Source organism: Bartonella sp. TT121SHDZB (assembly GCF_042193415.1).
In the GTDB taxonomy this organism is placed as follows: domain Bacteria; phylum Pseudomonadota; class Alphaproteobacteria; order Rhizobiales; family Rhizobiaceae; genus Bartonella.
This window is the reverse complement of record NZ_JBHILR010000001.1, coordinates 186,279-205,884: the sequence shown is the minus strand read 5'-3', so window position 1 is coordinate 205,884 and position 19,606 is coordinate 186,279. Positions and strand designations below refer to the sequence as shown.

Here is a 19,606-nt window from a genome sequence, read left to right as displayed (position 1 = left end):
GCAATAATCTGCTTTTTTAGCAATCTTATATAAAATAACATGAATATCGAGAGAGTTTCTTCTCAATTTTTAAAACTTTAGAAATATGCTCTATTGAGTGATGTTTTATATACTTTTTATACAACTCCTTCCTTCATTAAATATAAAACACACCAATCCTCTTCGATTCATTGGATAACGCATTGATTTATAATGATCGTTTATTGTTTTGCAATTTAAATTAAAGCTCTGAATATCGCGAGCTTCTCTCATTTTAAATCTTCTCATAATGAATCAATAAATTTTTTGCTCCCCCATTATAAAACAGAGCCAGTGTATGGATAAAAACGTTTAAGAAATGAGTAAAAATACCTCTCTCTTTCAAATGCCAAAAGCTATCGTAATATTGAGAACAGATAAAGAAAATGCTCGTGCCTTTTATTTTAAGTAAAATGATGATGCTCTGTGGTTTTTCTATACTTCATGCAAACCGTCAATGAATATGATGTATATTGAGAAAATTATCTTTTAAAAAACGCTTTAATGTACAACGTTATGGAGATACTTTGGGCGTTCTATTTTGCGTGAGAAGCGTAACTCTATTCAAGGACAAAAGAAATAACGTGCGACAGTGCGTAATTTTCATTATTCAAAAACATTACCGTAGATGTTTTTGAAAGTTGTTAAAGCCGAATTTAAAGATGAGCGTTAATTTTTACCTTTATATCACCTCATGCTTTGGCTCAATGAAGGTTGTCTGCCCGGTTTAAAAATTAGACAAACAGATAGAAGTATACTATTTCTCCAATTTGGTATGCAAAAACTGGAATAATTTATAGAACTTCTTAATCATCTTAATATTAAAAAAGCTCCAAAAATGAAAACTCTACAAGCAAAAATCTCATGCAATAAAATCATAATAAAAAATGTATAGCTAATCAATTTTTTTAATTGCTTTATTTTTTTTACGCCATTGTGAAGGTTGTAATTCAGCCACAATGATCCCAATCAGAATAAGCAAACCGCCCAATAAAGCTAAGGGAGATAAATGTTCTCCAGCCAAACGCCCAACCATACCAGCCCATACCGGTTCACCTGCGTAAATGAGTGTCGCACGCGTAGGGGAAATAGACTTTTGTGCCCAATTCATAGCTAATTGAATGATGGCACTCATTAATGCCAATCCTATACCAATATTAAACCAAACCCACGAAAATTCAGGAATGCTTTCTCCCATCAAAGGCATACAAGCAAATGAAAAAAAACCACTAAAAAATAACTGAATAATGGTTACACGCCGACTATCAACCTTGTTCGCAAAAATTCCGATGAGTATGACTTCTCCAGCAATCGCTAAAGCGCCTAACAAAGTTAAAATTTCGCCTTTTGAAAAATCAAAATTTCCCGGCTTTTGTCCTGAAATAAATACAAGCCCAATAAAAGCGAAAATAATGCCAATCCAACAAGCTAAACGGGGAGGTTTTTTAAAAGCAATCCATTGCAAAATTGGAACCATAGGTACATAAAGCGCTGTGATAAAAGCCGACTGACTACTAATAATCGTTTGAAGTCCAGCTGCTTGAAAAGCATAACCCAAAAACATGGCTAAACCAATCGCCATCCCAGCGAAAACTTCATAAACAGTTATCCCTTTTATAGAGCGCCAAAAAACTACCCCACATATAAGAGATGCAACAATAAAACGAAATCCAACAAAAAACAGAGGACCGCTATAGCGTACCGCAATGTGAATGACTAAAAATGTAATGCCCCACAATATTGTCGCAGTAAATATTGCCAATTCTGGCTTACTTAATAAAGGATATTTAAACTGTTTTAGACTCACCATGAAAAACTTTCTCTTCCAATTTTCCTCACAATTTATGAAACAATAAGCGTTCCAACTCCCTGTTCGGTAAACAGCTCTAGTAAAACAGAATGAGGAGTTTTACCATTTAAAATGACAACACCTTCCACGCCATTTTGAAGGGCTTTTATACAAGTCTCTACTTTTGGAATCATCCCTCCTGAAATTGTCCCATTTTTAATAAATTTCTCAGCTTCAGAAACTGTCAATTCTTTTAAAAGTTTACCCTGTTTATCCAAAACACCAGGAACATCAGTGAGAAATAAAAGGCGTTTAGCCTCTAATGCACCAGCAATAGCTCCAGCAAAAATATCAGCATTAATATTATAAGTTTTACCATCGCGTCCTGGAGCCACAGGAGCAAGAACCGGTATCATTTCAGAACATGCTAAAAGATCTAGCAACGTGCGGTCAACTTCAACAGGCTCACCAACAAACCCCAAATCTAAAACACGTTCAATATGCGAATCAGGATCAATAACAGTTTTATAAGCCTTTTCGGCAAAAACCATATTGCCATCCTTGCCGCATAATCCTATTGCCCATTCACCCTCAGCATTGATGAGAGCAACAATTTCTTTATTTATGGAACCCGCTAAAACCATTTCAACCACTTCAACGATCCGCTCATCGGTTACCCGTAATCCGTTTTCAAATCGTGATTCAATCCCCATTTTCATTAAAATTTTAGCAATTTGAGGCCCACCACCATGAACAACAACAGGATTAATCCCCGATTGCTTTAATAGAGCAATATCACGCGCAAATGCTCGTCCCAAAGCAGGATCACCCATAGCATGGCCGCCATATTTTACCACGACCGTTTCATTTTCATATTTTTGCATATAAGGTAAAGCAGACGATAAAAATGCTGCTTGTTTTTCCAAAACATCTACATCATCGTTTTTAGCATCATCCATCAATAGAGCCCTCCTCATCACTTTTTACCATCTCTTAATGAAATTTAGGAAAAGTGAAAACAATAAAACCAAGCTTTACTCTATCCATCCCCCTGAAAATCGTCAATTTTCTTTTAATTTACGAAGATGAAACACAAAAAACGTCCTTTAAAAATTGACAGCAAAAAATTAAACAAAATAGGCGTAAAAAAACGTCATTATTTTATGATCTTATATATAAAATTGAAAAGCAAATTTTTTAAGCTACGCTGTATATTTAACTCATTAGTTTATCCCTATGGATACTTAACAATGAATAAGAATATATACAACCATTGATTTTGTAAGATAAAAATAAAGTTTCTTATAATAATAAAATTAACATATTACCAAGCTAAGAAATCGATCAACCACTTTATAGTTTATCTCAATAAACTATAACTTTGGTTTTAAAAATTTGACTTTTTTCAATCATTAAACATGAAAAAATATCAACTGAACGCTCCTTATGAAGAATCATAATAATTTATCTTTTTATATCGTAAAATCGAAAAAAGGCTTTGCAAAATTATCATATATTGTGATTTTATTGCGATAGCTCTTCAGAAGCATCTTCGTAAAAGCATTTAATTGTTTAGATTACTCTCTTCGTAAGATTTGATGAAATTTCTCATTTTCATTGATCTGTCAATAATTTTTTCTTTCTGCATAGCGATACATACTTGAATTATTCAATGTTTTTTAGAATTTTTTAATTCTATTAATGTATTGTTTTAATTGTATTATTTTATGAAATATCACTCATCAATTTCAATAATATATCGTGCTATTTTCTAAGCATATTGTGCTATTTTTATTGTATTTATTTTTTCTTTTTAAAGGTAACTTCCTCTATCTTCCCACCAACTTTTTATTATGCCAATAAATTCAATTAAGTGAATTCCATCGAATCTGTTTTCCCACAAGAGAGATACATCGAATACCTCAAAACGTGGTTTGTTATGTCTTCTTTAGCATTCAACACACATTATCTCATTCCGCAATTTCTTTGGAACAAAATAAACTTGATTATAGCGTTTTTTATTATCTAGAAGAACTATTTATGATATCAGAAATACAAAACTAAATCCGCATTTAAAAAGACATGATTACTGCTAAAAGCTGAGATGAGGCATGTAAAAGCTATTCCGAAAATAACCCTTATTTTAAAGGAAGCAGTGATTAAAACTATGAAAAATGCTAAAAATAAAATCGGTTATAAGAAGTTGATACTTTATTTGAAATAAGATGGTTTGCCTAACAGCTTATTTAGCGTTTCTTGGCAAGCTTCTACCTATTTTACAGTTTTGTTATAGGGCCTTTAAAAAGAAATTTTGAGTAAAAAAATAAATACAAAAAATACTGAATGCATAAAGGCGTTTATCATGACACTAGCAATATTTATTATCAATCACTCAATTGCGTTCTTATATGGATAAGCCCTTTTTAAAATGTCATAGACATTCAAAAATAAAACTTATCCATAAAACACATGAAATATAAAAACTATCAGCAACAGGAGTTTATCCTAAATTAGCTGTCTCTCTCTTTTCTTTTTAAAGATTATGAGACAATAGAAAGCTTAATGAAAATAACTTTCCCACAGTTCTCTCTAATTATTTTGAGAATATTCACATATTTTAACCAGAAAGATTTTCAAAAAATTCTTTCATACGTGAAAAAAAACCATGTGATTGCGGTGAATTCTCATGATTTGAGAGCTTTTCAAATTTTTGCAACAATTCACGTTGTTCTTGCGTTAATTTCTGCGGTGTCTCAATCGTGATATGGATGTAAAGATCACCCCTTGCTTGCTGACGGCGTAACATGGGCATACCTTTGCCTTTAAGGCGGAATTGACATCCATTTTGTGTCCCTTCTGGAATCTTAACGCGTGCTTTAACACCATCAAGGTCAGAAACTTCAAACTCTCCTCCTAAAGCAGCTGTTACCATTGAAATAGGAACGCGACAGTGAAGATCTGCTCCTTCTCGCTGAAAAAACTCATGCGGTTTAATGGAAAGGAAAATATAAAGATCACCATTGGGACCACCACGAAGACCAGCATCACCCTCACCAGAAAGGCGAATACGCGTTCCATCTTCAATACCAGCTGGAACATTTACGCTCAATGAACGTTTTTTCTCTATACGCCGTGTTCCCTGACACTTGGGGCATGGATCCGTAATAGTTTCACCACGTCCATGACATGAAGGACATGTTCGCTCAATAGAAAAGAAACCTTGTGCTGCACGCACACGACCAGAGCCATGACATGTTCCACAAACTTGCGGCTTAGAGCCTTTTCTCGCCCCTGATCCTTCACAAACATCACACGTGACAGAACTGGGAATATTAATTTCTGCAGTTTTTCCTGAAAATGCCTCTTCTAAAGTCACTTCCATATTATAACTCAAATCTGCACCACGTTCGCGACTATCACCACGCTTACGGTGTGTCCCTCCCATAATCTCACCAAAAAAATCTTCGAAAATATCCGCAAATCCACCACCAGCAGCAAAACCGCTAAAGGGATTTGCTCCCCCTTGACCACCGCTATTTTCAAAGGCCGCATGGCCAAACCGGTCATAAGCAGCACGCTTCTGGGGGTCTTTAAGAACTTCATAGGCTTCGCCAATTTCTTTGAATTTTCGCTCTGCCTCTTTATCCCCCGCGTTTCGATCAGGATGATATTGCATTGCCAACTTACGAAAAGCAGATTTCAACTTTTTATCATCGCATTCACGAGTCACGCCAAGAATTTCATAATAGTCAACCTTCATCATGTATTCCTGATAGTTTTTCTGTCATCCATCTTTATGGATAATATTGCTTTTAATTTATATTTTTAGCAACAAAGTTGCAACTTATCTCAAATAATAAAGCCCAGCCTTATATTTCAAAGGCCGGGTTTATAAATTAATCAACACATATGCTGACACTATTTCTTCTTATCATTAACTTCTTCAAAATCAGCATCGACAACATCATCATTCTTTGTCTCTGTTTCAGTATCAGCGCTCGCTGCTTGTGAGGCTTCGTACATAGCCTGTCCAAGCTTCATACTGACTTCTGCTAATTTTTGCATCTTTGTTGTTACTTCTTCCGTATCACTTCCTTCAAGCGCAGATTTCAAATCAGATATTGCTGTTTCAATCTGTCCCTTTTCTTCAGCTGATACTTTATCGCCATATTCATTGAGCGATTTTTCAGTTGAATGAATAAGAGCCTCCGCTTGATTTCTAGCTTCAACACCTTCACGGCGTTTTTTATCCTCAGCCGCATGTTCTTCTGCATCCTTTACCATTTTTTCAATATCAGCATCACTTAAACCACCTGATGCCTGAATACGAATTTGATGCTCTTTCCCTGTTCCCTTATCTTTGGCCGAAACATTAACAATACCATTCGCATCGATATCAAAAGTAACTTCAATTTGAGGTATACCACGTGGTGCTGGAGGAATACCAACAAGATCAAATTGAGCCAATAACTTATTATCACTTGCCATTTCCCGTTCACCTTGGAAAACGCGAATCGTTACAGCATTCTGGTTATCATCAGCGGTTGAAAAAACTTGCGATTTTTTTGTTGGGATAGTGGTATTGCGCTCAATAAGGCGTGTGAAAACCCCACCCAAGGTTTCAATGCCCAAAGATAAAGGCGTTACATCTAACAACAAAACGTCTTTGACATCGCCTTGCAATACACCGCCTTGGATGGCAGCACCCATTGCGACCACTTCATCAGGATTAACGCCTTTGTGGGGATCCTTGCCAAAAAAGCTCTGCACAACTTGCTGAATCTTGGGCATACGTGTCATACCACCCACTAAAACAACTTCGTCAATTTCACCAGCCTTTAATCCAGCATCTTTCAATGCAGCTTTACAAGGCTCGATGGTACGCTGCACTAAATCATCAACCAGAGATTCAAATTTTGCCCGAGTCAATTTCATTGTTAAGTGCTTGGGACCAGATTGATCTGCCGTGATAAATGGTAAATTGATTTCTGTTTGCTGTGACGAAGAAAGCTCAATCTTCGCTTTTTCTGCCGCTTCTTTTAAGCGCTGTAAAGCGAGTTTATCATTTTTCAGATCAATTCCTTGCTCTTTTTTGAATTCATCTGCAAAATAACCAACCAAGCGCATATCAAAGTCTTCACCCCCTAAAAACGTATCCCCATTGGTTGATTTAACTTCAAAAACGCCATCTCCAATTTCAAGGACTGAAATATCAAATGTACCACCACCAAGGTCGTAAACCGCTATTGTCTTTCCGTCTTTTTTGTCCAAACCATAAGCTAAAGCAGCAGCAGTTGGCTCATTAATAATCCGTAAAACTTCAAGTCCAGCAATTTTACCCGCGTCTTTCGTAGCTTGACGTTGTGCATCATTAAAATAAGCAGGAACCGTAATAACCGCTTGTTCAACTTTTTCACCAAGATAAGATTCTGCTGTTTCCTTCATCTTTTGCAAAATCATAGCTGAAATTTGCGATGGAGAATATTTCTTACCCGCTTCTTCAACCCATGCATCACCATTGTCACCTTTAACAATTTTATAAGGAACAAGTGCTTTATCTTTTTCAACCATAGGGTCATCAAAACGGCGCCCTATCAAACGTTTAACTGCAAAAACTGTCCCTTCAGGATTTGTCACCGCCTGCCGTTTAGCAGGCTGCCCAACAAGCCGCTCCCCCCCATCAGTAAAGGCAACAACCGAAGGTGTTGTTCGCGCTCCTTCTGAGTTTTCAATAACTTTTGCGTTTTTGCCATCCATAACAGCCACACAAGAGTTCGTTGTCCCCAAATCAATACCAATTACTTTTGCCATATTATAATCTCCATTCAGCAAGCTACCTCAACCTTCATAAAGCATCTTTTTAAGATAGCTCCTCATAACACTCAAAGCCCACATACTGCTTCAAGCAACATAACATAATAATAAACTGCAAGTCGCAACAAGCCTTGCTGCCTCGTATATAAGAACAGGCTTTTATTGCTACAAGAGAATAATAAGAGAAACATCTTCAAAATAAAAAAATTATTTTAAAATAGGCGCTCTAATGACCCATAAATACCATATTTATGAGAGACTTGAGATCATAATATATTTTTCTTGCAATTCTCAAAAAATATATCTTTCTATAAAAATTAAAAAAATAAAAGAGTGATTGCACTCTCGCTCTTGATCTTCTCATCATTGATAAAATGATACTCACGTAAAAGCTTTTTAAAAATATCGTTTAAAGGCGTATAAATTTATATCACAAATATTATATATCATAACCCTTTTTTAAACTAAAATAGTCCTCATCTTATGAGGCGATTTTTTATTAGACTCCTTCATGGTGTTAAACTGCACTTTTCCAAATGCCCGTATCAGTAAAGGCATTATCTATCGATATCCTCTCAACAGCTCCCCTTCTAACGGTCTCATTTTTACTCCTATTTGAAAGCTGTGCTTTCACACTCACCTAAAAAGTTTTTTATATAAATGATATAAAAACACCTCTGTATAAACGCTTTAAAGTGCCAAAGCTCTCGTAATATTAAGAGTTAGTAAAATGTATGATAATTTTGTATTGTATCTCTATTAAGTAAAATAGCGCTGCACCATAGATTTTACATCGTTTACAGATACTATCATGAAATAAACACTGAAGCGTTGAGAGATGTTTTGTCGTTGTAAACCTTACTGTCTTCCTTTAAGATCCAAAAATTCTATGATTTCTATCCTCATAGTTAAAACAATTTCATTTTAGCAATTCTTTCTTTTATTTTAAATAAAAACTCTGCTAAAATATAAGAAGACATTCAAAGTGTGAATCTTATGAAGGAGGGTAAGGCAATGATAACATCTATTATTAAGAAAATAATAAATATCACCTTTAAGAATACAATACATGCACAATATCCATACAAAAAGGTTGTCACAAATATCGCATGTGCTCTTCTCTTTGCTGGTATAACCCTGCCAGCAGATGCTCAACAATATCAACTTGGCGACATAGAAATTCTCAATCCTTGGACACGCGAAACACCTAAAGATGCAAAAGTTGGTAGCGGTTATCTCTATATTATTAATCACAGTAATACCCCAGACCGTTTGGTTTCTATTTCCACAAACGGCGCAAAAACAACAGAGATCCACTCTATGGCAGTTGTTAATGATATTATGAAAATGGAAAAAATGCACAATGGCATTGAAATTCCGGGAAATGGCGAAATCACGCTTAAGCCTGGCGGTGATCATATTATGTTTTTAGGACTTTCACAACCATTCAAGCTAGGTGATAAAATTAGCGCAAAATTGACATTTGAGAAAGCAGGAACCATTCATGTTGATTTCTCTGTAAACGCTATGAAAGCAACATCACCTTCTAAATCCATTCCTTCTCAATAAACTCCTTTTATCATAAACACACATTTTATAAAATGAGGAAGCATAAAATTTTTTACGCTTCTTATTTTTTGTTTAATGCCATCAATAAAAAATTATCCTCTTTGATAAATTAAATATGGTCAATTTCAGGAATACGCAAAACTTGTCCAGGATAAATTTTATCGGGAGATTTTAGCATTGGCTTGTTAGCTTCAAAAATAAATATGTTTTTATCACCTTGCCCTTTTCCATAAACATCTTCAGCAATTTTCCAAAGATTATCACCAGATTTAACCTCATAAAAGCGAGAAGTTTTTCCAGGTGTATTATCTATAACCCTTAATTGGTCAACATCTACAGAAGAGATACCTTGTGTATTGCCAACAACCAGCAGTGCTTTTTCAAGTGTTTGCCTATCAGAAACCTCACCGCTTAAAATAGCTTTGCCGTTTTCAACTTGAATATTTACTTTTTCTGTACCAAGTTTAAAATGATCAAATGCTGCTTTAAAGTCTTTTTCTTTTGGTTCATGATCCCCAACACCTAACTTTTCTCCTACAGTTTTAATAAAATTAAAAAATCCCATTGCGACCTCCTTTCGTGTAACAGAAACAAATTTTTGTGCATATTTTGTGCATATATTGCTACATTCTTTTCTTGTTCTTAAAACACATAGGTGAATTTTCTAAACTTCAACAAATCAAAACTAAGCCTGTTCAATTCTAGGACAAAAATAATAATAAATTTTGCAATAAACTTTGATAAAAAAAGCCTTTATGAAAATTTTCTTTCAAACGAAGGGATCTTAATAGACGTAGAAACATTATAAATTATGAAAGCAAAACAATATTTTACAGTAATGATAAAAGTTTTTTACTTTGCTACAATTTGTATCATATTTGTTTTGCAAAAAAAATGTGAACTCCCATATAAAATAAGTGTGGGCAATTTGCTACCACAGCAATAGAAAGGTCTAAGAAACCATGAAAGATACACCAACAATCACGCAAACGATTGTACTTGTTGATGATGATCGCAATATTTTGACATCTCTATCTTTTGCGCTTGAAACAGAAGGATATCGGGTTGAAAGCTATACAGATGGAGCATCTGCACTTAAGGGTCTCACACTTCACCCTCCACACTTAGCTATTTTTGATATTAAAATGCCCCGAATGGATGGGATGGAACTCTTGCGCCGTCTGCGTCAAAAATCTGATCTTCCAGTTATTTTTCTTACCTCTAAAGATGATGAAATTGATGAATTATTTGGTCTAAAAATGGGAGCTGATGATTTTATTACGAAACCTTTCTCCCAACGTCTTCTCATTGAGCGCGTGAAAGCTATTTTGCGCCGATCCAGTGCACGTAGCCAGCCGCTTGCTACAGGAACTTCTTCCACTTCTTCTCTCAAACGTGGAGATCTTGTGATGGATCAAGAACGCCACACCTGTACATGGAAAGATAAACCTGTTATTCTAACTGTTACAGAATTTTTGATTCTGCAAACCTTAGCACAAAGACCAGGAGTTGTAAAAAGTCGTGACGCTTTAATGGATGCTGCCTATAGTGATCAAGTCTACGTAGATGATCGCACTATTGATAGTCATATTAAACGTCTGCGTAAAAAGTTTAAACAAGTGGATGATGATTTTGCAATGATTGAAACACTTTATGGTGTAGGTTATCGTTTCCACGAGGTATAAAATTATTTGTCGTAAAAATTTGAATGGCCATCAAGTCAATGACAGACAATTCTCAACTGGAAACTCTACAAAAAACAGCCTATAATGACGTATCCTCAACGCAATTTTCTATGTTTTCTCGTTTGCATTCTCGAGTACAGCGTCTCTTTAGACAATTGCTTTTTTCCAGTCTCACACGCCGCATTGTTATATTAAACATTGCTGCCCTTGCCGTTCTGGTTACAGGCATTTTATACCTTAACCAATTTCGCGATGGTTTAATTGAAGCAAAAATTAAAAGTCTATGTATCCAAGGAAAAATTATCGCTGGAGCTATTGCTGCTTCTGCAACAGTAGATACAAATTCTATCCTTATTGATCCGCAAAAGCTCTTAGAGTTACAAGCTGGAGAAAGCGTTACACCCGCCCCTCAATCAACCGACTCTTGGGATTTCCCTATTAACCCTGAGCAAGTTGCCCCTCTTTTACGGCGTCTCATCACACCCAAAACGACAAGAGCACGTATCTATGATCGTGATGCTACTCTCCTTCTTGATTCGCGCGTTCTTTATTCTAGTGGAGAAGTTTTTAGCTATGATTTACCCCCACTTAAAACAGAACAAAATATGTGGGATCGCTTCACTTCATGGTATTCAAGTATATTTCATGGCAAAGATATTGCTCTTGATAGAGAACAAACAAAAAACCGTGATATTGCTTATCCAGAAGTGTACCGCGCATTAAACGGATCTCTTGCTACGGCTAAAAGACGCAACAGACAAGGGCAATTAATTGTTTCTGTTGCCGTTCCTGTTCAACGCTATCGCGCAGTGGTTGGAGCTCTTCTTCTTTCAACCACTGGTTCCGATATTGATAACATTGTAAAAGGCGAAAGACTGGTTATCTTTAAAGTTTTTGCCGTTGTAGGTAGTGTACTTTTGGTTCTTTCTCTCTTTTTGGCCCATACGATTGCCCATCCATTAAGTAAATTATCTGCCTCGGCTAATCGAGTGCGTAATGGCAATAATCAGCGTGTAGAAATTCCTGATTTTTCAATGCGTGAAGATGAAATTGGTCACCTTTCAACTTCTATTCGTGATATGACTAATGCCCTTTATATGCGTATTGAAGCCATTGAACGCTTTGCTGCGGATGTAAGCCACGAATTAAAAAATCCTCTCACCTCTCTACGTAGTGCTGTTGAAACGCTCCCTCTGGCTAAAAATGAAGAAGCACAAGAGAAATTGCTGGAAATCATTCAACATGATGTGCGCCGTCTTGATCGGTTGATTACAGATATTTCTGATGCATCGCGGCTCGATGCAGAGCTTGCACGAGAAACCGCAGAGATTGTTGATATGACACCGCTTTTGGAAAGTCTTGTTCATGCTGTTCAGGAAGTGTATCGTAATACGCAAACCATTGATATAAGCCTTAATATTGTCCCACGGCCTCATGGAAAAGCCTATCTTGTATTGGGACATGAACTCCGTTTAGGGCAAGTGATTTCAAATCTTCTTGAAAATGCACGTTCTTTTATTCCTCGGAATCGTGGCAAAATTTGTATTACTATGAAAAGTCATGCTTCAACCCTTATTTTAACCATTGAAGATAATGGCCCAGGTATTCGTTCAGAAAATATTGAACGCATTTTTGAACGTTTTTACACAGATCGACCAAATGAAGATGCTTTTGGACAAAACTCTGGACTTGGCCTTTCTATTAGTCGGCAAATCATCGAAGCTCATAATGGGACAATTACAGCCGAAAATATTATTGATCCTACACTTGGGAAGTGTAAAACTGGTGCACGTTTTATTATTATGCTTCCGCTTGCTAAATAAATCTTTTATCCAAAGTAAAAGACATGAAAACAAAATGTGAAATACTCCACGCAAATTGCCTTCAACTAGGCGGCAAGGGGCTGTTAATTATAGGTCCATCGGGATCAGGAAAATCAACCCTCACCCTTTCTTTGATTGACCGCGCTGAGTGGTCAAAACGTGAAGCGAAGCTTATCAGTGATGATTATACAATGTTGCGTGCGGAAAATGGAAAACTTTACGGATACACTCCTGACAGCTTAGAAGGCGGCATCGAGATTCGTGGTGTTGGGCTTTATATGATAGAATTTGAAAAGCATGCAACTATCGACTGCGTTATTTCTCTCGGTCCTAAATATGAGCGTTTTTCCACAAATAAAACTTTTCAATTTGAAAATTTGCACATTCCTCTTTTAAAACTTCCCTCTCTTCGTGAAGCCGACTGTACAGCCATTTGCCAAGCTATTGAAGCATTTTTGTTTAGGAAAATATGGCGCAAAACTGTCTAATTTTTTTCTAAAAATAAAAAAATCACAATTTTTGCCTTTTTTTTGCAAATTTTTCTTGGCAGCAAGACAAAGCCTTGTAAAATATCCTTCCCACCAATATGGTCGGATCTTATTTAGTTAACAGGAGTTTGCGTAAATGATTGGACTCGTGCTTGTAACGCACGGTGAGCTGGCTGTCGAATTTTTACATGCCGTGGAACATGTTGTTGGAGCACAAGAAAAGTTCGCAACAATATGCGTTTATCCCGATGACGATATAGATCAACGCCAAGATGATATCATAGCCGCAGTAACCGATACAGACACAGATCATGGTGTAATTATATTAACAGATGTGTTCGGTGGAACACCATCAAATATAGCTATTCCTGCTATTGAAAAAGGACGTGTTGAAATGATTTCCGGTGTTAATTTGCCCATGCTTATTAAACTGATTTCTATTCGCCAATGTCCTGATATTTCATTATCAGACGCGTTAAGAATAGCACAAGAAGCAGGACGTAAATATATTAATGTACCAAGTATGACTTCATAGCGGATAATAAAATACCAATGCTTTCTAAAGATACCCTCCCATGTATAAGTCGTCATTTCAATATCTGTAATAAACGTGGGTTGCATGCCCGTGCTTCTGCAAAATTTGTACAAACTGTTGACAATTTTAATGCCACTGTTGAAGTTGAAAAGGATGGAAAAATCGTTGGTGGATCATCAATTATGGGACTTATGATGTTAGCAGCTTCATCCGGTTGCAATCTCACCATTCATGTTTCAGGGCCAGAAGCAATGGATGCCCTTAATGCTCTTGAAAAGCTCATCAATAACAACTTTGGAGAGGAAAACTAGTGCCTCTTGCCACAAAAAAGATGATTATCCTTAGAAAATAAGGAAACTTCCATCACTATTTTGAATTTTGATTGCTTTTCCCATTTTTATATTAATATTAATATCCACTATGGATTGGCAGAATTGTCATAAATGTAAATATTTGTAGTCATTTTGCTATGCAAGAATTTTTTTCTTTTCCTAACATTATTTGGCCCATTTGAATAGTTTTGCATATTATAACTATTACCCAACTTAATCGTATCATTAAATCTTTACAGGAAAGAGAACTCTTTACTTTGTGAATAGGCCTTATTTTAAGCTAAAGACAAATGTCAAAATAATTTCGCACATCAGAAAATCTATCAACTCTTCTTATTTTCTATTAACTTTGTAGCCTTTATAATACACAAGTAATCTTTCATTGCGCATTATTGTGATAGAGAGCATGAAAACGCAATTTTTATCGATATCATAATCATTTTCTTAAAATGAATAAGCTTTGTACATTCATAATTATGGTAAGCATTTTTAAACGTTCTTTTTCTACACTATTGCCTTATCTTCTGCGGTACACGCCCTACTCTCATTATCTATTTTTGCGCTTGAGATAGCATTTTTTCATTATAAGATAAGGAGATGATATTATGGATCGTCTATTTAGTGCTCTTCAGATTCCTCAACAAACAACACAACAACTTGTATCGTTGCAAAATGGCTTACCAAAAGCGCAGTAGATTAATCCGCAAAATTTTCATATCACTTTATCTTTTTTTGGCGAAGTTGAAAGCTCCCTAGCAGATGAAATTATGCGTGCCTTTAACACTATAGAACTTCCTTCTTTTACGCTACAGATAAAAGGTTTTGACGTTTTGGGTCCAGAAAATGCTCCCCATTCTCTTGCGGTTCGCATTGAACCTTGTGAAAAGCTGAATCTTTTACATGAAAATATGCAATATATCCGGAACAAATTAGAGTTAAAACCTGATGAAAGGCAATTTACGCCACATATTACTCTTGCACGAATATTTGATATTAATCTTGAAGATTTTTCTTCTTATCTATCTTCTCGAGATGATTTTTCGCTTCCTTCTTTTGAGGTCGATCATTTTGTTTTATTGTTATCGCCTTCTCCCTTAAGTGATGCTCCATACATTGTAAAAGGAAGTTGGACACTTCAAAGATAAAAGGGTGTTACAAACACCCTTTAAAAACTCTTTGAAAAAAAATCTCATATATGTAAAATTGCAGAAGACTCTGCATTTTATGTTGGAGGTTTGTTATTGATGTGTTTTAAGCCGAATCAACTTCAACAGAAGCTTCTTTTGTTCCTCCTTTAGCTACACCCACTATAGCTGGACGTAATACCCTTTCCCCGATAATATAACCTGCCTGAACAACTTGTTGAACAGTGTTATCTGGAACATCAGTGTTAGCAATTTCAAACATTGCTTGATGAAAGTGAGGATCGAATTTTTGCCCCTCTGGATGAATTTTTTGCACCCCATGACGTTCTAATGCTGCCATCATAGCACGTTCAGTCATTTCAACGCCTTCTGCCAACGATTTCAAACCAGCATCACTCTCCCGCGCACCTTCTGGAATAGCTTCCAAAGCACGATTGAGATTGTCAGAAACAGATAACATATCCCGTGCAAAATTAGCAATGGAATAAGCCCTCGCATCCGCCACATCACGCGCAGTACGGCGTCGAAGATTTTCCATATCTGCAGCAAGACGTAAAAGCTGATCTTTTAGTTCTTTATTTTCATCCTGCAAAGATGCTAAAGGATCACTAACCTCATTTCCTTCTTCTTCAACGCCTTCATGTGATTCTGTTTTATGTGTTTTTAAAAATTCATCGGCCACTTGTTTAAGTGTATTACGATCAGCTGGATTTTTTAAATCGCAATTTTCAAATGAAGCGTCAGTAAATTTGTTTTTTTCATCAGACATAAAAATTTTATTCCTTCATAAGATTTGTTATTCTCGATATCGAAATTTTACAGACAAAAATCAAGGGGTATTGACGTATATTAATACAATGGGCTTTTATAGTACAAATACTTACCTGCATCGCTTTAACGCAATAACTGTGACACAAGTTGAGCTGTATAATCAACCATAGGCACAATCCTTGCATAATTAAGCCGTGTGGGACCAATAACGCCTAAAGCACCAATGACTCTTTGTTGTGAATCACGATAAGGTGCTACAACTAAAGAAGAACCAGAAAGTGAAAATAACTTATTTTCTGAACCAATAAAAATTCGAACCCCCGAACCTTCATCCGTTAAATCAAGAAGCTGTGCCATACTCTCACGCGTTTCAAGATCATCAAACAAATGGCGTAACCGTTCTAAATCTTCTTCTGCTTTCACATCTTCAAGCAAATTGCTGCGCCCGCGAACAATGAGGTGTATTTTATGATCAGCACCTTCTCCTCCCCAAAGAGCTAATCCCGTTTCAACAAGATGATGCGATAAATCATCAAGTGCAGCCCGCGTTTCTGCGCACAAGCGGGCTATTTCCTCTTTAGCTTCACTCAATGTACACCCTTGAATATGAGCATTGAGAAAATTCATTGCTTCCGTCAATTGTGCGTGGGTAACCCCTTCTGGCAAATGAACAATACGATTTTCAACTTCACCTTGTTGAGTCACCAAAACAGCAAGAGCGTGCTCCCTATCAAGACGCACAAATTCAATATGTTTCAATGTTCCTTCTTGTTTTGTTGCTAGAACAAGCCCTGCTCCACGTGAAAGATCTGAAAGAACTCGACTTGCTTGAACAAGAAAATGTTCAACCGATTGCGCATGCCCAGCCTCTTTGACTTGCATTTCAATATTTTCTCGCTCCTCATTTGGCAAATCACCTGCTTCCATAAATGCATCAACAAAAAAGCGTAAACCTGATTGTGTCGGCATTCGACCTGCAGAGACATGCGGTGCATAAATCAGACCAAGATGTTCAAGATCACTCATCACATTGCGAATCGTTGCAGGTGATAATGTTTGTCGTAAAAGCCGTGAAAGATTGCGAGACCCTACAGGTTCACCATCATTAAGATAAGCTTCAACAATATGGCGAAAAATATCACGCGAACGTTCATCAAGATATTTTAGTTCATTATCAATAGGTTTGTGTTTCATCACAATTGTTTCACTACTTTAAAAACACTCTTCTCTTATATAAGTTTTGCCAAGGTTCGGTCAAATAGTCTAACGTAATATAAAAATATATTATCCTATTGAGCTGTAAAATACCATCTGTTAGAGTGATGATATAAGGTGCATAATTACGCATAGGGTGTTTTTTGTTAAGAATGTATGATGGATATTTAAGACAGGGAGGCTGTAGAGTAGTTTGTTGTAGCAGCGTACTAGAAAAAGCTGGATTGTTTACAAACCAATTTGTGTGGAATCTTCGTCTTTTAGAGCAAGCAGAAAATTAGATATTTACCATGAAAAAAGAAATATCTTTCAATTGTTATCTTCAAAATACAAAAAATTTTATTTGAATAAAATATCATAAAACATGTAAAATCGAGCGGAATATGTGTGTATGAGCATTTAAGCTGGTCCTTAGCACAAAAATAATTCCCCTTCCATTTTTGGAGAAATTTATATGAGAAGCATAGCAGATAAAAAACTTGTTATTGCTACGCATAACACCGGCAAATTGCATGAAATCACTACTTTGATTGCGCCTTTCGATTTAATAATACAATCCGCAAAAGAACTTGGCTTGCCAGAACCAAAAGAAACGGGAACAACATTTGAAGAAAATGCTTATATAAAAGCCTTTTCAGCAGCAAAAAAGACAGGACTTCCTGCCCTCTCTGATGATTCAGGCTTAGAGGTAGATGCATTGGAGGGTGCGCCAGGCGTTTATACCGCTGATTGGGCGATTCAAGCCGATGGTATACGTAATTTTCCAAAAGCTATGAAAAAAATAGAAAATGAACTCCAAAAAATCGGAGCGCGAGAAAAAAGCCAACGAAAATGCCGTTTTATATCTGTCATTTGCATTGCATGGCCTGATGCTCATGCAGATTACTTCCGCGGATGCATTGAAGGAACGTTCATTTGGCCTCCACGGGGAGACAAAGGCTTTGGTTTTGATCCTATTTTTTTACCCGATGGATATGAAAATACCTTTGGAGAAATGTCAACAGAACAAAAACACAACTGGAAACGTAATGATCTTCCCCCTCTTTCACATCGCGCACGTGCTTTCAAACTTTTGGCAGAAAACCTTTTAGCATTCTCATGAATGAACCTTTCGGCATTTACATTCATTGGCCCTTTTGTGCAGCTAAATGTCCTTATTGTGACTTTAATTCGCATGTTCGCATCCATGGTGTTGATCAACCACGTTTTGTCACCGCCTTTAAGCGCGAAATAGAAACGCAATACCACAAAATAGGCCCACGCCATATTACGAGTATTTTTATTGGTGGAGGAACCCCTTCTCTTATGGAGCCACAAACTGTCGATGCCCTATTGCAAGCACTTGCAAAAAAATGGGTAGTCGATGATAAAGTTGAAATTACATTAGAAGCTAATCCATCCAGTGTAGAAGCAGAGCGCTTTCGTGGATACCGTGCGGCAGGTGTTAATCGCTTATCTCTAGGAATACAAGCGCTCAATGATAAAGCATTGCGCAAACTTGGCCGACTCCATAATGTGGAACAAGCTCTTTGTGCCATTGCTTTAGCACGACAAATTTTTCCACGTTTATCCTTTGATCTCATTTATGCCCGCCCCGAACAAACCCTCGAAGAATGGAAATCTGAAATTTCCCAAGCAATTGATTTGGCAGCGGACCATCTTTCTCTTTATCAATTGACAATCGAAGAAGGAACCGCCTTTAAACGGCTTCATGATGCAGGAAGACTTATCCTTCCCCCATCAGAGCTAGCAGCAGATCTGTATCATGTTACCCAGGAAATAACAGCACAGCATGGACTTCCTGCCTATGAAATCTCAAACCATGCAATGCCCGGTGCTGAATCAGCACACAATCTTCTTTATTGGCGTTATCACCAATATGCAGGCTTTGGTCCAGGTGCACATGGACGCTTCATTGAGAACGCACAAAATCATTCCTCTGCCTGTTCAAAAACATCATTATCACACCTTGAAAACCGTAAACGTTATGTCACAATAAATGAAAAGCATCCCGAACAGTGGCTTAATTTGGTAGAAACAACAGGACATGGCTGTATTGAAACAGAACAATTAACCCCTGAGCAACAGGCAAATGAAATGCTCCTTATGGGGTTACGCCTATGCGAAGGCTTAGAACTTATACGCTATGAAACCTTAAGCCCTAAACGTATCCCAATGGAAAAACTGATCGATTTACAACACCAAGAATTGATAGAAATGGTGGATAACCAACGCTTAAAAGCAACAACCAAAGGACGTATTGTTCTTGATCACATCATCAGCCAACTTGCAAACTAAAGTTTTTATCACAACATATTGATTTTAATCATTATCATCATCTTTATAGCAAAAGCGAGACTAAAATATCGTAAGATTCTCTCATTTCAAAATTGCGTATATTGAATCAATTAAAACCACTTGC

The 19,606-nt window shown here is 36.6% G+C and carries 15 protein-coding genes and 1 pseudogene; 9 read left to right on the top strand and 7 right to left on the bottom strand.

All coding sequences use genetic code 11. The features are described from left to right. Nucleotides 1-913: 913 nt before the first annotated feature. The 4 genes from ACFIKI_RS00810 to dnaK all read right to left on the bottom strand — a co-directional run bounded on the left by ACFIKI_RS00810 (nt 914) and on the right by dnaK (nt 7,618). Nucleotides 914-1,828, bottom strand: a complete 915-nt coding sequence (locus ACFIKI_RS00810) for a DMT family transporter (protein ID WP_375665200.1) — start codon at nt 1,826-1,828, stop codon at nt 914-916. Between the two features lie 32 nt (nt 1,829-1,860). Next, nucleotides 1,861-2,766, bottom strand: a complete 906-nt coding sequence (gene argB, locus ACFIKI_RS00805) for an acetylglutamate kinase (RefSeq protein WP_375622005.1) — start codon at nt 2,764-2,766, stop codon at nt 1,861-1,863. A gap of 1,658 nt (nt 2,767-4,424) precedes the next feature. Then, on the bottom strand, nt 4,425-5,567 hold the full coding sequence (dnaJ, locus tag ACFIKI_RS00800) for a molecular chaperone DnaJ (RefSeq protein ID WP_375622006.1): 1,143 nt from the start codon (nt 5,565-5,567) through the stop codon (nt 4,425-4,427). A 158-nt stretch (nt 5,568-5,725) separates the two neighbouring features. Next, entirely contained in the window at nt 5,726-7,618 is a 1,893-nt protein-coding gene (gene dnaK, locus ACFIKI_RS00795; RefSeq protein WP_375622007.1) for a molecular chaperone DnaK, read from the bottom strand. 1,017 nt (nt 7,619-8,635) lie between these two features. Between dnaK and ACFIKI_RS00790 the strand changes: the two genes are divergently transcribed. Continuing rightward, nucleotides 8,636-9,190 carry a copper chaperone PCu(A)C gene (locus ACFIKI_RS00790; RefSeq protein ID WP_375665197.1) on the top strand — a complete coding sequence of 185 codons (555 nt, stop codon included), beginning with the start codon at nt 8,636-8,638 and terminating at the stop codon, nt 9,188-9,190. A gap of 109 nt (nt 9,191-9,299) precedes the next feature. On the opposite strand, the gene lysM is transcribed toward ACFIKI_RS00790, so the two are convergent. Continuing rightward, nucleotides 9,300-9,755, bottom strand: a complete 456-nt coding sequence (gene lysM / locus ACFIKI_RS00785; RefSeq protein WP_375665195.1) for a peptidoglycan-binding protein LysM — start codon at nt 9,753-9,755, stop codon at nt 9,300-9,302. A 397-nt stretch (nt 9,756-10,152) separates the two neighbouring features. On the opposite strand from lysM, the gene ACFIKI_RS00780 reads away from it, so the two are divergent. The 6 genes and pseudogenes from ACFIKI_RS00780 (at nt 10,153) to thpR (ending at nt 15,198) form a co-directional block, all read left to right on the top strand. Beyond that, nucleotides 10,153-10,875: a response regulator transcription factor gene (locus tag ACFIKI_RS00780; RefSeq protein ID WP_375665193.1), complete on the top strand. Its 723-nt coding sequence runs from the start codon at nt 10,153-10,155 to the stop codon at nt 10,873-10,875. A gap of 38 nt (nt 10,876-10,913) precedes the next feature. Next, a complete protein-coding gene (locus ACFIKI_RS00775; RefSeq protein WP_375665191.1) occupies nt 10,914-12,698 on the top strand; it encodes a stimulus-sensing domain-containing protein in 1,785 nt (594 codons plus the stop codon). A gap of 23 nt (nt 12,699-12,721) precedes the next feature. Continuing rightward, nucleotides 12,722-13,186, top strand: coding sequence for an HPr kinase/phosphatase C-terminal domain-containing protein (locus ACFIKI_RS00770; RefSeq protein ID WP_375665189.1), 465 nt, complete (start codon nt 12,722-12,724; stop codon nt 13,184-13,186). A gap of 136 nt (nt 13,187-13,322) precedes the next feature. After that, nucleotides 13,323-13,721 (top strand): PTS sugar transporter subunit IIA, encoded by a 399-nt coding sequence (locus tag ACFIKI_RS00765; protein WP_375665187.1) that lies wholly within the window; start codon nt 13,323-13,325, stop codon nt 13,719-13,721. Nucleotides 13,722-13,738: 17 nt separating this feature from the next. Further along, complete coding sequence (locus ACFIKI_RS00760; protein WP_375665184.1) at nt 13,739-14,032, top strand: HPr family phosphocarrier protein; 294 nt, start codon at nt 13,739-13,741, stop codon at nt 14,030-14,032. 626 nt (nt 14,033-14,658) lie between these two features. Next, nucleotides 14,659-15,198, top strand: a pseudogene (gene thpR / locus ACFIKI_RS00755) (RNA 2',3'-cyclic phosphodiesterase). A 106-nt stretch (nt 15,199-15,304) separates the two neighbouring features. Here the strand turns inward: thpR and grpE are convergent. After that, nucleotides 15,305-15,967: a nucleotide exchange factor GrpE gene (gene grpE / locus ACFIKI_RS00750; protein ID WP_375665182.1), complete on the bottom strand. Its 663-nt coding sequence runs from the start codon at nt 15,965-15,967 to the stop codon at nt 15,305-15,307. Nucleotides 15,968-16,092: 125 nt separating this feature from the next. Next, nucleotides 16,093-17,163 (bottom strand): heat-inducible transcriptional repressor HrcA, encoded by a 1,071-nt coding sequence (gene hrcA / locus ACFIKI_RS00745; RefSeq protein ID WP_375665334.1) that lies wholly within the window; start codon nt 17,161-17,163, stop codon nt 16,093-16,095. Nucleotides 17,164-17,638: 475 nt separating this feature from the next. On the opposite strand from hrcA, the gene rdgB reads away from it, so the two are divergent. Both rdgB and hemW read left to right on the top strand, forming a co-directional pair. Continuing rightward, complete coding sequence (rdgB, locus tag ACFIKI_RS00740) at nt 17,639-18,286, top strand: RdgB/HAM1 family non-canonical purine NTP pyrophosphatase (protein WP_375665180.1); 648 nt, start codon at nt 17,639-17,641, stop codon at nt 18,284-18,286. Continuing rightward, entirely contained in the window at nt 18,283-19,482 is a 1,200-nt protein-coding gene (gene hemW, locus ACFIKI_RS00735) for a radical SAM family heme chaperone HemW (protein WP_375665178.1), read from the top strand. Before rdgB ends, hemW begins: the two co-directional genes overlap by 4 nt. Nucleotides 19,483-19,606 lie beyond the last annotated feature (124 nt).

What these genes read in the sequence shown, in the direction of transcription:
- ACFIKI_RS00810 (WP_375665200.1), bottom strand. Translation starts at nt 1,828, where the DNA reads ATGGTGAGTCTAAAACAGTTTAAATATCCTTTATTAAGTAAGCCAGAA.
- argB (WP_375622005.1), bottom strand. Translation starts at nt 2,766, where the DNA reads ATGGATGATGCTAAAAACGATGATGTAGATGTTTTGGAAAAACAAGCA.
- dnaJ (WP_375622006.1), bottom strand. Translation starts at nt 5,567, where the DNA reads ATGAAGGTTGACTATTATGAAATTCTTGGCGTGACTCGTGAATGCGAT.
- dnaK (WP_375622007.1), bottom strand. Translation starts at nt 7,618, where the DNA reads ATGGCAAAAGTAATTGGTATTGATTTGGGGACAACGAACTCTTGTGTG.
- ACFIKI_RS00790 (WP_375665197.1), top strand. Translation starts at nt 8,636, where the DNA reads ATGATAACATCTATTATTAAGAAAATAATAAATATCACCTTTAAGAAT.
- lysM (WP_375665195.1), bottom strand. Translation starts at nt 9,755, where the DNA reads ATGGGATTTTTTAATTTTATTAAAACTGTAGGAGAAAAGTTAGGTGTT.
- ACFIKI_RS00780 (WP_375665193.1), top strand. Translation starts at nt 10,153, where the DNA reads ATGAAAGATACACCAACAATCACGCAAACGATTGTACTTGTTGATGAT.
- ACFIKI_RS00775 (WP_375665191.1), top strand. Translation starts at nt 10,914, where the DNA reads ATGACAGACAATTCTCAACTGGAAACTCTACAAAAAACAGCCTATAAT.
- ACFIKI_RS00770 (WP_375665189.1), top strand. Translation starts at nt 12,722, where the DNA reads ATGAAAACAAAATGTGAAATACTCCACGCAAATTGCCTTCAACTAGGC.
- ACFIKI_RS00765 (WP_375665187.1), top strand. Translation starts at nt 13,323, where the DNA reads ATGATTGGACTCGTGCTTGTAACGCACGGTGAGCTGGCTGTCGAATTT.
- ACFIKI_RS00760 (WP_375665184.1), top strand. Translation starts at nt 13,739, where the DNA reads ATGCTTTCTAAAGATACCCTCCCATGTATAAGTCGTCATTTCAATATC.
- grpE (WP_375665182.1), bottom strand. Translation starts at nt 15,967, where the DNA reads ATGTCTGATGAAAAAAACAAATTTACTGACGCTTCATTTGAAAATTGC.
- hrcA (WP_375665334.1), bottom strand. Translation starts at nt 17,163, where the DNA reads ATGAAACACAAACCTATTGATAATGAACTAAAATATCTTGATGAACGT.
- rdgB (WP_375665180.1), top strand. Translation starts at nt 17,639, where the DNA reads ATGAGAAGCATAGCAGATAAAAAACTTGTTATTGCTACGCATAACACC.
- hemW (WP_375665178.1), top strand. Translation starts at nt 18,283, where the DNA reads ATGAATGAACCTTTCGGCATTTACATTCATTGGCCCTTTTGTGCAGCT.